This is a genomic window from Maribacter sp. MS6 (assembly GCF_056839185.1).
Genome location: NZ_CM166389.1, coordinates 49,972 through 63,432 on the forward strand (window position 1 = coordinate 49,972; position 13,461 = coordinate 63,432).

At 41.0% G+C, this 13,461-nt stretch carries 12 protein-coding genes and 1 riboswitch; of the genes, 8 read left to right on the top strand and 4 right to left on the bottom strand.

Going from position 1 to position 13,461, the window contains the following annotated elements:
* Nucleotides 1-7 precede the first annotated feature (7 nt).
* Entirely contained in the window at nucleotides 8-1,465 is a 1,458-nt protein-coding gene (locus MS6x_RS00270; RefSeq protein WP_482604621.1) for a S41 family peptidase, read from the top strand.
* Nucleotides 1,466-1,535: 70 nt separating this feature from the next.
* On the opposite strand, the gene MS6x_RS00275 is transcribed toward MS6x_RS00270, so the two are convergent.
* Nucleotides 1,536-3,422: a TonB-dependent receptor plug domain-containing protein gene (locus MS6x_RS00275; protein WP_482604622.1), complete on the bottom strand. Its 1,887-nt coding sequence runs from the start codon at nucleotides 3,420-3,422 to the stop codon at nucleotides 1,536-1,538.
* 65 nt (nucleotides 3,423-3,487) lie between these two features.
* Nucleotides 3,488-3,786, bottom strand: a riboswitch (cobalamin riboswitch).
* A 35-nt stretch (nucleotides 3,787-3,821) separates the two neighbouring features.
* Nucleotides 3,822-3,947, bottom strand: coding sequence for a hypothetical protein (locus tag MS6x_RS00280; RefSeq protein WP_482604623.1), 126 nt, complete (start codon nucleotides 3,945-3,947; stop codon nucleotides 3,822-3,824).
* A 104-nt stretch (nucleotides 3,948-4,051) separates the two neighbouring features.
* On the opposite strand from MS6x_RS00280, the gene MS6x_RS00285 reads away from it, so the two are divergent.
* From MS6x_RS00285 to MS6x_RS00310, 6 genes are all read left to right on the top strand, one after another.
* On the top strand, nucleotides 4,052-5,200 hold the full coding sequence (locus MS6x_RS00285; RefSeq protein ID WP_482604625.1) for an ABC transporter substrate-binding protein: 1,149 nt from the start codon (nucleotides 4,052-4,054) through the stop codon (nucleotides 5,198-5,200).
* Nucleotides 5,197-6,231: a FecCD family ABC transporter permease gene (locus tag MS6x_RS00290; RefSeq protein ID WP_482604627.1), complete on the top strand. Its 1,035-nt coding sequence runs from the start codon at nucleotides 5,197-5,199 to the stop codon at nucleotides 6,229-6,231. Before MS6x_RS00285 ends, MS6x_RS00290 begins: the two co-directional genes overlap by 4 nt.
* Before the next feature lies 1 nt (nucleotide 6,232).
* Complete coding sequence (locus MS6x_RS00295; protein ID WP_482604629.1) at nucleotides 6,233-7,009, top strand: ABC transporter ATP-binding protein; 777 nt, start codon at nucleotides 6,233-6,235, stop codon at nucleotides 7,007-7,009.
* Between the two features lie 164 nt (nucleotides 7,010-7,173).
* Entirely contained in the window at nucleotides 7,174-8,496 is a 1,323-nt protein-coding gene (locus tag MS6x_RS00300) for a DNA recombination protein RmuC (protein WP_482604631.1), read from the top strand.
* Between the two features lie 22 nt (nucleotides 8,497-8,518).
* Complete coding sequence (locus MS6x_RS00305; protein WP_482604632.1) at nucleotides 8,519-8,884, top strand: 6-phosphogluconate dehydrogenase; 366 nt, start codon at nucleotides 8,519-8,521, stop codon at nucleotides 8,882-8,884.
* Nucleotides 8,884-9,429 carry an acyl-CoA thioesterase gene (locus MS6x_RS00310; protein WP_482604633.1) on the top strand — a complete coding sequence of 182 codons (546 nt, stop codon included), beginning with the start codon at nucleotides 8,884-8,886 and terminating at the stop codon, nucleotides 9,427-9,429. The genes MS6x_RS00305 and MS6x_RS00310 overlap by 1 nt, the downstream gene beginning before the upstream one ends.
* On the opposite strand, the gene pgl is transcribed toward MS6x_RS00310, so the two are convergent.
* Both pgl and zwf read right to left on the bottom strand, forming a co-directional pair.
* Nucleotides 9,421-10,131 carry a 6-phosphogluconolactonase gene (pgl, locus tag MS6x_RS00315; protein ID WP_482604635.1) on the bottom strand — a complete coding sequence of 237 codons (711 nt, stop codon included), beginning with the start codon at nucleotides 10,129-10,131 and terminating at the stop codon, nucleotides 9,421-9,423. The genes MS6x_RS00310 and pgl overlap by 9 nt on opposite strands.
* 207 nt (nucleotides 10,132-10,338) lie before the next feature.
* Nucleotides 10,339-11,871, bottom strand: a complete 1,533-nt coding sequence (gene zwf, locus MS6x_RS00320; RefSeq protein WP_482604637.1) for a glucose-6-phosphate dehydrogenase — start codon at nucleotides 11,869-11,871, stop codon at nucleotides 10,339-10,341.
* Between the two features lie 173 nt (nucleotides 11,872-12,044).
* On the opposite strand from zwf, the gene gndA reads away from it, so the two are divergent.
* A complete protein-coding gene (gene gndA / locus MS6x_RS00325) occupies nucleotides 12,045-13,451 on the top strand; it encodes an NADP-dependent phosphogluconate dehydrogenase (protein ID WP_482604638.1) in 1,407 nt (468 codons plus the stop codon).
* Nucleotides 13,452-13,461: the final 10 nt, after the last annotated feature.

Below are 13,461 nucleotides of genomic sequence, written 5' to 3' on the forward strand. Positions count from 1 at the left end.
GCCGCTTATGAAAAGAATTATTTATTTACTTGGTTTGGTTCTTGTTTTTTCCTGTTCCAAAGATGATGATTTTTCCATTCCGGGAACGGTAAACCCGAATCCGGATGCAGGTGTAGAAGTCCAGGATTTCATGTGGAAAGCAATGAACTATTGGTACTTCTGGCAGGACGACGTTCCAGATTTAGCCGACGATCGCTTTACAAATACCCCGGATGGAATAGAAGCGTATACCAATTTTTTAGCTTCAGAGGAAAATCCCGGAGATTTTTTTGATACTAAATTGTTGTTCACCGAGGATCGGTTTAGCTTCTATAACGAAGATTATCGAGTGTTAACGCAATCCCTAGCGGGCGTATCAAGAAGTAATGGTCTGGAATTTGGTCTAGTTCGTTTTCAGACCGGTCAAAACCTATTTGGTTATGTGCGCTACATTGTTCCTGGTTCAAACGCGGAAACAAAAGATATCCAACGAGGAGAATTATTTACTGGGGTTGATGGGCAAACCTTAACTCTCAATAATTATGTTCAATTACTCTTTGGAGAAAACAACGACTACACCCTTAATATGGCCGAATTTGTTGATGGAGAAATAGCGCCTAACGACAAAGAAGTTGCACTTACCAAGGAAGAAGCCCTATCGGAAAACCCCGTATTCATTTCCAAATCATTTCTCATCAACGGCGAGAACATTGGTTATATCATGTATAATCAATTTACGAATGAATACGATGACGAGCTCTATACTGCGATTGAAGATTTAAAAACTGCAGGGATTACCAACCTTGTGTTGGACTTGAGGTATAACCCAGGTGGTTCGGTAAACACAACACGTCTACTTGCTAGTATGATCTACGATACCAATACGGATAATCTTTTTCTAAGAAAACGTTACAACGACAAACTTCAACCAGAATTTAGCAAGGACCAATTAGAAGTATATTTTACAGATAAAGTGGGTAACAGAACTATCAATTCATTGAATCTGGACAAGGTATATGTTTTAACCAGTGCTAGTTCTGCTTCTGCCAGTGAGTTATTGATAAACTCGCTAGAACCGTATATGAATGTTATTCAGATTGGTGACGTTACCCGGGGTAAAAACGAGTTTTCTACTACATTGGTAGATGATCGAGATAATTCCTATTTATACACGCCTTCTCGGGTTAATCAAATCAATTCAAAAGTGCAATGGGCCATACAGCCGTTATTAGGTCGTAATGAGAACGCAGAAGGCTTTTCAGACTTTACCGATGGCCTAATTCCCGATGTTCAGTTAAAAGAAGATTTGGAAAACCTAGGGATTTTAGGCGACCAAAACGAACCTTTGTTAGCAAGGGCCATACAAGAAATTACAAATACTACGGCTAAAAGGGATTTCACTGTAAAACGCCCTGCAGATGTTATTAGTAGTTCAAAGCTGTTTAGTCCGCTGAGTTACCGAATGGTAGATGATACGCATTATTAGTGATAAAGCTAGAGGTACAAAAGGAGCATATTTTAAATGCTCCTTTTTTTATTGTTCAGCACCTTGGAAACTAAAGTTTTAAATTCATACCTATTCTAATATTTCTACCTCTCGTAGTAAAATCAGTTACTTCAACATAATCGGTATTCAAGAGATTGTCTAGTGATAGGAAAAAACTAAAGCTATTGGATAATTCATGTTTTACGTATAGATTCACCAAGGAAAATGGATCTAAATCTACTGCCTCAAAAGTTGCAAAATCTATATCACCTCTTTCGGATACGTATTGGTATGCGATACTTCCATAGGTTTTTGCGCCAAAGTTGTAACCAAGGTTTAGGTTCAGTTTGTTTTTGGGAATTCTAAGTGCGAGTCCGGAATCTGCATTGGTATTGGTATAATTCGCAATAATACTCATATTGGTAATTGGTTTTGCCTGTAGTTCCACTTCTACTCCATTAAAGTTCAATGTTTCGGTGAGATTCTGGTATTGACTTTCAAACGTTTCGGGGTTTACCGTTACAAAATCGATGCGACCTTCTTCTCGTCTGTCAAAGTAAAGTACACTAACTCGGAATTTAGCGGATGGCCTATACTCCACTCCTCCTTCTAACGTGGTATTTTCTTCTGGCACCAAATTGGGATTAGGACCAAAGGGACCGAATAGCTGCGATAAGTTGGGCGCAATAAAAGAAGTAGCATAAGAGCCCAAGAACTTTAAATAGCCCGCTTTAGATTTAAGGACATAAGAAGGGTTCAAGTTATAAATGAGATTACTGCCATATTCGCTGTGATTATTCAAACGTGCTCCAGCGTTTATGTTTAGACCAAAATCACTTACATACACTGCATTCGCGTAGGGATCTAAACTAGTGGCTTGCTGTTCTCCCGCAAACTGTGTTGTGTTGTCAATGACATTTAGCCCGGCAATAGTATAAAAGCGTTCGTTAAACGTATATTTATTAAATACATCCAGCACAACGGATTCCGAATCAAAAGACGTAGGAAAGTTCGATACAAATTCTCGCGTTATTTGGTTAAAAGCGGCATTTACGGTAATGCTCCCCTTCCCATATTGGTAAACGGAAGAAAGGCCAAATCTAGACTGCTCGCTGTTAAAAGTAAAATCGGCATCTTCTACAGGAAAGCCGTTATCAAAATCGGAATTCAATTTATTATAAAAAGCCGATGCGGTAATGCTGAACCTTTTCGAAAATTCATAACCCAGTTTCATATTTCCGTCAATTCTAGATAACGCATCTTTCTCTGTTCCTATGGCGGCGGAAAGTCCGTCTGTAAATTGATGCCCACCAGATGCCAAAATAGAAAGCTTGTTTTGTTTTGCCTTTATGGTTACGGTATTAGTAAAATCGGATATGGTATAGGATTGTTCGCTTTGGCTTTGGTTTGTACCCATGCTGGAAGCCACATCCAAGGATAAACCATTTACCGTAGCTGTTTTCGTAGTAATATTGATGACCGCTGTTGCCGCTGCCGTTCCATAAAGCGTGCTTGCAGCACCCTTTAAAATTTCGATACTTTCTATTTGTTCGGTATTAAGCAATCGCAAATCATATTCGGCATTTACGTTCGATGGGTCGGACACCTGAATCCCATCGATAATGACCAGCACTTGACGGTTATTACCCCCTCGGGTAAATACACTTACATTCTGTCCGGCAAAACTTCTGGTTCCGTTGACTTCGATACCACTTTTCGTATTGATGAGTTCAGCCACTGAGCGGCCCTGATTTAGAGCAAGTTCTTCCGCAGTAATTTTAATCACCGTTTTACCGGAATTCTCCCGTTTCAATTCAAATCGGGAATCACTTACCACCACTTCATCCAATTGTTGGACGGTAACCGTGTCATTTTTAACTTGCTTACTTGATTGTTGTGCGTTGACATGTATACTTAGCCCACAAAGGACAAAGGCGCCATAAATTACTTTTTTCATTAAAATGAAATTACTCGGAAAATCCCATAGGTATCCCTACGTAAACTTTTATCCCGAAAGTTTAACTTGATTGTTTGAATTTGGCAGGTCTCCTGGCTTGTTCAATTACGTACAGCCTTCCCATCCTATATTTTTTGAGACAGTGGCTAAGTAGAATACGTAACCCTCTTATACAAAGAGGTGCCAAACAATCTTTGGCATAAACTTACAGTTGCGGGAACAGCTCCGGAATTTTTAAAGCTGTGTTGAAAATCGAAAGACGACACTATTGAATTCGTACTTCCAAACTAAAACTAGATACTTTAAAGCACCGGATTCCCTTTTAATTGACGCAGTTATGCTGATCTATTTCAGTACACACAATAACTTTGTCAAACCTAAATTCACGGTGAAAGTAACTTAATTCTCTATGTTATCGTCTTTTTTCTTGGTCATTTTAACCGCTAGCCAAATAAAGCCAATTACAAAATGTAATAGAATAACCCCGGCAATGATGTAAATAAGCGTGTTAGAATCGCTTCTCATACTTTTTATTTTAAACAAAAGTATCGTAACTACAATCCAACAAAAATGACTTTTGTTACTTTGCAGTTGAAAAAAAGGATTTTCCTTGTACTAACACTATCAATTTGAAACCTATTATCCCTATAATTCTTGCGCTATACGTTTTAACCTCGGTTTCATGTAAAGAAGATAAAAAACCGCTGCCTACCCCTATTGAAAAAATACAAACTACAATAACCCACGCTACGGGATTACGCATAGATAATACAGGTGCATTTCCCGTCGTTACCGTAACCAATCCTTGGCCCAATGCCGAACACCATTTTACGTACGCCTTTATTCCGAAAACACAATTACAAGCAAACTCAGATGCTAAGCAAGATTATGATGCCATAATTGGCACGCCGATAGCAAATCTTGTCGTTACCTCCACTACGCATATTCCAGCCTTGGAAGCCTTGAACGGTTTAAACATCTTAACAGGTTTTCCAGATACAAAGTACATTTCCTCGATGCCGGCCAGACAATTGATTTCCGAAGGAAATATAAAGGAGCTGGGAAATAACGAGTCTTTAAATACCGAAATGGTGCTGGAAATGCAGCCCGATGTTATCGTAGGTTTTGCGATGGACAATAACAATGCAACCTATGACCTGCTTCAAAAGGCGGGTATACCTATTTTATTTAATGGCGACTGGACCGAACAAACTCCGTTGGGAAAAGCGGAATGGATAAAATTTTTTGGTGTACTGTTAGATAGGCAAGAACAAGCGGAACAACTATTCAACAAAATTGAAAGCGACTACAAACGGATAAAGCAACTCGCTAAAACAGCAAGCGTTACCCCAACCGTTCTTAGCGGTGCATTATATAAGGACGTTTGGTACTTACCCGCGGGCGAAAGCTGGGCCGCACAATTTATACAAGATGCCAACGCACAATACCTCTGGTCCGACACCAAAGGAACTGGAAGCCTATCCTTAAGTTTGGAGTCGGTCTTGGAAAAAGGACAAAAAGCCGATTTTTGGGTGTCGCCCTCACAGTTTAAAGGCTACGAAGAAATGTCCGCATCCAATGTCCATTATACGGAATTTGATGCGTTTAAAACTAAAAGCATACACACCTATTCCGCTACCATGGGACCAACAGGCGGACTTCTATTCTTTGAATTAGGTCCACAAAGACCTGATTTGATCTTACAGGATTTGGTCCATATTTTTCATCCAGAGGTATTACCCAACTATGAACCCTTCTTTTTTAAGCCCCTGCAATGAGTTTTGGAAAAACGTCATATCAACTTTGGTTTATAGCGCTTATGTTAGCCCTATTAGTCGCTCTCCTGCTCAATATCAGTTCTGGGAGTGTAGCTATCCCCTTTGATGCCACACTAAAGGCCTTGTACGGAGGAGAACTAGACATACCCTCGTGGAAATACATTATTTTGGACTATCGTTTACCCAAATCCATAACGGCAATTTTGGTCGGCGGCGGACTCGCCGTTAGCGGCCTTCTGATGCAAACACTGTTTCGAAATCCGTTAGCGGGCCCTTTCGTATTGGGCATAAGCTCAGGCGCCAGTTTGGGAGCAGCATTGCTACTGATGGGCGGTTCTTTAGTTTCGGGCTTTGTACTATTTGATTTAGTTAACGATGTTTCTTTGGCCATAGCCTCAAGCACAGGTAGTTTTTTGGTTCTTGCCGTGGTGATGTTGGTGGCACACCGTGTCCGTGATACCATGGCCTTATTGATTATTGGGCTCATGTTCGGTAGCATCACCGCCGCAGTCGTAAGCGTATTGGCCTATTTTTCCGATGCGGAGCAATTACAGCGTTTTATTTTTTGGTCCTATGGATCAGTGGGTAGTTTGTCTTGGTCACAAGTACTATTGTTATCGGGTATCGTAGTCATGGGACTCATCATCAGTGTACTGTCCCTAAAAAGTCTCAACTCTTTTTTATTGGGTGAAAACTATGCTAAAAGCTTGGGCGTAGGCCTTAAAAAATCTAGATTATTGATTATCATTGCAACCGGCCTATTGGCAGGTGGTATCACTGCCTTTGCGGGCCCAATTGCTTTTGTAGGGCTTGCAGTGCCCCATTTAACCCGTCAACTGTTTAAAACAATGGACCATCGTATTTTACTGCCCGCTGTTTTTTTATATGGTGCCATTCTAATACTTCTCTGCGATACGATTGCACAATTGCCCAACTCCGCTAGCGTCCTACCAATTAATGCCATTACATCTATTATAGGCGCACCTGTTGTCATTTGGCTCTTGATCAGAAAACAAAAAATGATTTTTTGATATGGAAAAAACCGAGACGACCATTGCGGTACAAGAGTTGGCCATTGGGTACAAATCCGGGGCAATCGCCAATACTATAAATTTCAACCTTCAAAAAGGAGAACTGTGTGCCATTGTTGGCATCAATGGTATTGGAAAGTCCACGCTTTTACGCACTTTAGGAAACGTACAGTCAAAACTATCCGGAAGCATTATAATTGACAAGGTGGCCATAGAAAACTATTCATCGCTGCAGTTAGCCGCCCAGCTTAGCGTGGTGCTTACAGAGCCTGTTGCCTCAAAGAACCTAAGTGTTCTAGAGTTAATTTCCCTAGGTCGATTACCGTATACGAATTGGTTGGGTTCCCTAAACCAAAAGGATAAAACCTATATTCAAAGCTGTATACAACAGTTAGACCTGCAACATTTACAGCACAAACATTGCCATGAACTAAGTGATGGTCAGCTCCAACGTGTACTCATTGCGCGTGCTATGGCGCAGGATACGCCTTTAATCTTATTGGATGAGCCTACCTCCCATCTAGATCTCTATCATAAAGTACAGATTTTAAAGCTATTGAAAGAATTGGCAAAAGCTCATCATAAAACGGTGCTATTTACGACCCATGAAATTGATTTGGCCATTCAATTGAGCGATAAAATATTGATTTTAGATGGTGCTCAAAATCCCTTTGGCCAACCGTGCGAGCTTATTGAAAATGGTGCCTTTGAAACACTTTTTCCTACGGATATGATTCAATTTGATGCCAAAACAGGTACGTTTAAAATCAAGAAATAACTTTTTTATAAAGCAACTATAGTGTACATCATGGCAATTGCATTAGACCTTTACCTAAACGGTCTTCATTTTCATTCGTAAGGTGCTCCCTATAAGTGTACAAGTTATCGTGTCTGCATCATGGAAAACACAAAACCACTATCTTTAGGGCATTAATATAAGCTATGAGTACTGAAGTTGTCTATCTCATCATTGCCCTGGTATCCATTGGTCTAGGTATCGTTTTAGGTATCTATATCCAAAGGCTACGAGAACGTGCTGCCCAAGCCATTTGGAAGGAGAGGCAGCAACAATGGAACATAATAAGGGAAGACTTTAAAAACAGACTAACGGTAGCCGATGAATCCCACAAACAGGCACAGTTGGAAAAAGAATTACTAGGACAGAAAGTAGTACGCTTAGAAGGTATCAACGATAATTTAAATCGCCTGAATGCAGAGCAAAAACTGGAAACCACTAAGTTACAGGAAAAATTTACCAAGGAGTTCGAGAATTTAGCCCACAAAATATTAGAACAGAACAGTTCCAAATTTACGGAGCAGAACCAAAAGAATATTACCCAGATTTTGAGCCCCTTACAGGAAAAGATACAACTGTTCGAGAAAAAGGTCGATGCTACCCAAAAAGAGAACATTAGTATACACTCCGCTTTAAAGGAACAACTGTTACACCTCCAAAATCAAAATGTTAGAATTACACAGGAGGCTGAAAACCTAACCAAAGCACTTAAGGGAGATAGCAAAATGCAGGGTAACTGGGGCGAGCTTGTGCTGGAACGTGTCCTTGAAAAATCCGGCTTGGAAAAGGACAGGGAATATACCGTACAAAAAAGCTTTGATCGGGAAGATGGAAGCCGTGTGTTACCCGATGTGGTCATCAACCTACCGGACGGAAAGAAAATGATCATTGATTCCAAAGTTTCCCTTACAGATTATGAACGCTATGTAAATGCCGAGGAAGAATTCAAACCAAAACATCTAAAAGATCATATTAGTTCCTTGCGCCGTCATGTAGCACAGCTTTCCGCCAAAAAATATGAAGATCTTTATGACATGGAGAGTCCGGATTTTGTGTTACTGTTCGTTCCCATAGAACCCGCTTTTGCTGTGGCCATAAACCAAGACAGCTCGCTGTATAACAAAGCATTTGAACAAAATATCGTTATTGTGACCCCTGCTACCCTGCTGGCTACCTTGCGTACCATAGATAGCATGTGGAACAACGAAAAACAACAGCGCAACGCAATTGAAATAGCGCGCCAGGCAGGGGCGCTGTACGATAAATTTGAAGGTTTTGTGAGCAATCTAAGTAAATTGGGAAAGAAAATGGACGATGCAAAATCGGAATATCGAGGTGCCATGAACAAATTAACAGAGGGTAGAGGAAATATTATAACAAGTATAGAAAAGCTAAAAAGCATGGGCGCCAAGGCCAAAAAATCGATTCCTGAAAAATTATTGAAAAAGGCCGAAGAAGAATCCCTATAACATTTTGAGATAACCATAAAATATGAAGAAAATACTATTTTTATTTATAGCTGGTGTGTTGGCCCTAATGGCATTGTATTATGCATTTATATACTATGTGCCATATAGCGAAGGCGTACGATCAGGTGAGCTTATAAAGGTAAGTCACAAAGGTGTGGCCGTGAAAACATGGGAAGGAGAGATAAGCCAGGGCATCTCAGGAGCGCAAATCTTTTCATTTTCTGTGCTGGACAAGGATGAAAAGGTGATTGAAAAATTAAAGGAATACCAAGGGCAGTATGTAAAAGTGAACTATACGGAACGGTATGCCACGTTCTTTTGGCTTGGCGACACCAAATACTTTGTAACCGATGTAAAACGGGAACAATCCCCTCATATTAGAAACTAATGGGAAACTATAAAAGCGCTACCGAATCTAAAGTGTCCATAACAGAACTCATGCAGCCCTCCCACTCCAACTTTGGCGGTAAGGTGCATGGCGGCTATATTTTAAATTTAATGGACCAAATTGCCTTTGCGTGTTCTAGCAAACACTCCCAAAGCTATTGTGTAACGGCATCGGTAAATAGGGTAGATTTCCTTAATGCCGTGGAAGTGGGCGATTTACTAACCCTAAAAGCGTCTATTAACTATACCGGTAGAACCTCTATGGTCGTAGGTGTTCGGGTAGAGGCCGAAAACATAATCAGCGGAAAAAAAAGACACTGCAACTCGTCCTATTTTACTATGGTGGCCAAAGATGAAAAGGGAAAAAATCTAAAAGTACCCGGACTTATTATTGAAGATAAGGAAGGTATGCGACGCTTTGCACGTAGCAAAGAGCGAAAGCAATCCGCTTTTAAGCGAGATTCTAAATACGAAGCCAAAAATTTTAAGATAAAGGATTATTCTGCATTCTTAAAAGATGAAAACATGAAGCTTAATCTAAAGTAAGGCCGCTGCAGCGTCGTCCATAAACCAAGTAAGCTTTTCGGATTCTGGTTGTACCAAGGCTGCAGGATACTTTTTATAGTTGCCCTGTTGTTGGTGAATTTCCTTCACTTTTTGCGCCTTGCCCTCACCGGTTACCAGAAAGATAACCTCTTTTGCTTTGTTGATCACCTTGCCATTGATAGAAATCCGTTTTTGACCGGAATCTGGATGGGTAGCTACCGTACAATGGTCGTTTGCATTCCACAATGCTATTTCGTGCGGGAAAATAGAAGCCGTATGTCCGTCATCTCCCATTCCTAGCAGCACTAAATCAAATTGTGGTATACCTGCTACACGGTCTAAATTAATTTCCAATAGGTTGGCATAACGCATGGCTTCCCCTTGCGGTTGGTTTTCGCCCAAAATACGGTGGATGTTTTCTTTGGGAACATCAATCTTAGAAAATAAATGCTCGGTTGTCATTTTAAAATTACTCTGTTCGTCCGTTGGTGAAACACAGCGCTCATCTCCCCAATAAAAATGAATCTGAGACCAATCTATAGCTGTTCCATACTCCGCCGCCAACACGTCAAAAATAAGTTTTGGCGTACTACCACCGGAAAGTGCTACGTGAAAGGTGCCATAATCCTTCACTAAATTGGCGAAATAATCAGCGAACTGCCTAGCGACTTGGTTTTTATCCCTTAATATTTTTTTTTCCATCTTCAGTTTACAAGTTATACTGTTCAAAATCAAATACAAGCTCAACATCAAGGTCACCAAGAACACATTTTGGATAAAATTTGTTCTCGATACATTTTTCTTCCGAAAAAGAAAGAAAAACACTCGAACTAACATTCAATATGTTAAAGAAACTCCGATAATACACAAGGGATTAATTACTCACTAAAACTTCCCTCTATCAACTCATCAACACAGCACACAGAATCCTTGATCGTCGGTCAAATTTGGTCCAGGATTCCTCCATATCCCTATACCATCAATCAACTCATCCGAATTCTCCGGGCCCCAAACTCCGGAAGGATATCCGTACATACGCACATCCTTTCCATTTTTCCAGTAGTCCAAAATAGGATTTACGAACTCCCAAGCGGCCTCTACTTCATCGGCGCGTGCATATAGGGTGGCATCTCCCTGCATCGCATCCAACAATAAACGTTCATAAGCCTGCATCACGTGCGTTTCTGCCAAACTAGAATAGTAAAAATCCAGATTTGCCCGTTCTACCTTAAAGCCTTGCCCAGGGACTTTAACCCCAAATTTAATTAAAACGCCTTCGTCCGGTTGAATCCGAATAATCAATTTGTTATCCTTTTCCTGCATTCCCGTTTCTTTAAATATTTGGTGATGGGGCGATTTAAAGTGAATCACCACCTCGGTTACTTTGGTAGGCATCCTTTTTGCAGTTCGTACATAAAAAGGCACATCTTTCCAGCGCCAATTATCTACAAAAAATTTAATGGCAGCATAGGTTTCCGTTAGCGAATCTTCGGCTACCCCTGGTTCTTCCCTATATCCTTTTACCGTGTCCCCGTCAATTTTAGACCCCATATATTGGGCGCGTATGGTATGGTCATGCAAGGTTTTATCATCCTTCATAATCCGTAGGGACTTTAAGGCCTTCACTTTTTCGTTGCGTATTTCCTCTGGTTGGTCTCCTATTGGCGGTTCCATAACGATGAGCGACACGATCTGTAACAAATGGTTCTGGAACATATCGCGCAAGGCACCGGAGCTGTCATAGTAGCCACCTCTTTTTTCAACACCCACACTTTCGGCATTCGTAATTTCCACGTGGTGAATGTAATTTCTGTTCCATAAGGGTTCAAAAATACTATTGGCAAAACGCGTTACCAGTAAGTTCTGTACCGTCTCCTTCCCAAGATAATGATCTATACGATAAATCTGATGCTCCTTAAAATAGCGTTGGAGACCCGTATTCAATTCTTTTGCAGTTTCCAGGTCGTAACCAAAGGGTTTTTCAACGATCATACGCTTCCACCCATTATTTTGGGTACTTAGACCAGAGGCATCCAAGTTTTTTGCAATGGTTTCGTACAAGGTAGGCGGTGTTGAAAGATAGTACATGATGTTACCTTCCGTAGCCTCGGCATCGTTAAGTGCTCCCACCCGTTTTCGTAAGGGCGCATAATCGGTGTCATAACTACCCCCTAGATCTTCATAAAAAAATAGATTGGCAAAAGCTTCTATGTATTCCGACTCCAAATCCTTAAATCTCTCTTTTAAGTAAGTACTTTCCAAGACTACTCTATTTCTAAATTCTGTATCCGTCATAGTACTTCTGCTGGCACCCAATACGGTAAAATGCTCCGGCAACTGTTCGGCTTCGTATAGATTAAAAAGAGCAGGGACCAATTTTCTCGCCGTTAAATCTCCAGATGCCCCAAAAATTACAAGCATCTGATTTTCTGTTTTGTTCATACCCTACTTTCTGGATTAGGCGTAAAAGTATTGAAAAGTAAAGGCTTTCACAACGAGTTTAGTAGATGTTGCCTATGCAAATGAATATTTTCGGTTATTTTTGACCCGTAAGAAAACCAAACGGAAATTCACTACAGGTATTAAGGGTTTCCACTTTATCAAAATAACGGAACATGGAAGCCATATATGACTTTGGATTAGTAGGATTAGGGGTAATGGGGCGCAATTTTATATTAAACGTTGCCGATAACGGTTTTACCGCTTTTGGTAACGATATAGATACCGAAAAAGTAAGCGCACTGATTACCGAAGGCGGCGATACGGCCAAGGTTAACGCATCAACGGAGATAAAAACCTTTACGGCGGCTTTGAAAACGCCCCGCAAAATAATGCTCTTGGTTCCTGCAGGCAAGGTGGTAGATATCGTTATAGAAAACCTATTGCCCCATTTGGAGGAAGGCGATATTATCATCGATGGCGGAAACTCCTTTTATACCGATACGGACCGTAGAGACACCTATTTGAAGAAGAAAGGCATCAATTTTTTTGGGGCCGGAGTTTCCGGTGGGGCCAAGGGTGCCAGAAGAGGGCCAAGTATTATGCCCGGTGGTAACCGGGAGGCGTACCAGCATGTAAAACCCATTTTTGAAGCCGTTTCGGCAAAATATAAGGGAGAGCCTTGTGTGGCGTACTTAGGACCAAAATCTGCCGGAAATTATGTAAAAATGGTGCATAATGGAATAGAATACGGGTTGATGCAGCTCACTTCCGAAATCTACGACCTATTAAAAAAAGGAGGTGATTACTCCAATGATGAGTTACACAAAACGTACGCAAAATGGAACAGCGGACGTTTGCAATCCTTTTTGGTAGAAATAACTTCTGAAATTTTTAGTCAGGAAGACGAACTTACCGATGGTCGATTGGTAGATATGATATTGGATAAGGCCAAACAAAAAGGAACCGGTAAGTGGACCAGCCAAAATGCTATGGACCTGGGTATTCCGATACCCTCTATAGATATAGCCGTAAGCATACGCGAAATCTCTGCCCTAAAAGAAGAACGCATACAAGCAGATGCGCTGTACGACAGACCTACCGTAGCGACGATGGATAAAAAGCGCTTGGAAACACTTACAGAAGAAGCCCTTTACTTTTCATTTATTGTTACCTACGCACAAGGATTGCACCAATTGGCCGATGCTTCAAAGGAATACGGTTACGAGCTGGATATTACGGTAGTTGCAAAAATATGGCGCGCAGGATGCATTATCCGAGCAGGACTATTGGCAGATATTACAGAAGCCTTTAAAGCAAATAAGGACCTGCCCAATCTTCTACTATCCCCTACTTTTGTAGCTAAAGTACAAGGTACGGTCCAAGCCGCAAGAGAATTGGTGGCCTATGGTGCAACCAACGGAATTCCCTTGCCCGGACTTTCCAATTCGTTAACCTATTTTGATGCCTACACGTCTTCCAGATTGCCGTTGAACGTGATACAGGCACAACGCGATTATTTTGGTTCGCACACCTATGAACGGTTGGACAGGGAAGGTACTTTCCATACCGAGTGGGAATAGGGTTCTATAG

Bases quoted from the DNA above. Each gene is read 5' to 3' on its own strand.
- MS6x_RS00275 (WP_482604622.1), bottom strand. From the start codon at position 3,422: ATGAAAAAAGTAATTTATGGCGCCTTTGTCCTTTGTGGGCTAAGTATA.
- gndA (WP_482604638.1), top strand. From the start codon at position 12,045: ATGGAAGCCATATATGACTTTGGATTAGTAGGATTAGGGGTAATGGGG.
- MS6x_RS00295 (WP_482604629.1), top strand. From the start codon at position 6,233: ATGGAAAAAACCGAGACGACCATTGCGGTACAAGAGTTGGCCATTGGG.
- MS6x_RS00270 (WP_482604621.1), top strand. From the start codon at position 8: ATGAAAAGAATTATTTATTTACTTGGTTTGGTTCTTGTTTTTTCCTGT.
- MS6x_RS00310 (WP_482604633.1), top strand. From the start codon at position 8,884: ATGGGAAACTATAAAAGCGCTACCGAATCTAAAGTGTCCATAACAGAA.
- MS6x_RS00280 (WP_482604623.1), bottom strand. From the start codon at position 3,947: ATGAGAAGCGATTCTAACACGCTTATTTACATCATTGCCGGGGTTATT.
- MS6x_RS00300 (WP_482604631.1), top strand. From the start codon at position 7,174: ATGAGTACTGAAGTTGTCTATCTCATCATTGCCCTGGTATCCATTGGT.
- zwf (WP_482604637.1), bottom strand. From the start codon at position 11,871: ATGAACAAAACAGAAAATCAGATGCTTGTAATTTTTGGGGCATCTGGA.
- pgl (WP_482604635.1), bottom strand. From the start codon at position 10,131: ATGGAAAAAAAAATATTAAGGGATAAAAACCAAGTCGCTAGGCAGTTC.
- MS6x_RS00305 (WP_482604632.1), top strand. From the start codon at position 8,519: ATGAAGAAAATACTATTTTTATTTATAGCTGGTGTGTTGGCCCTAATG.
- MS6x_RS00290 (WP_482604627.1), top strand. From the start codon at position 5,197: ATGAGTTTTGGAAAAACGTCATATCAACTTTGGTTTATAGCGCTTATG.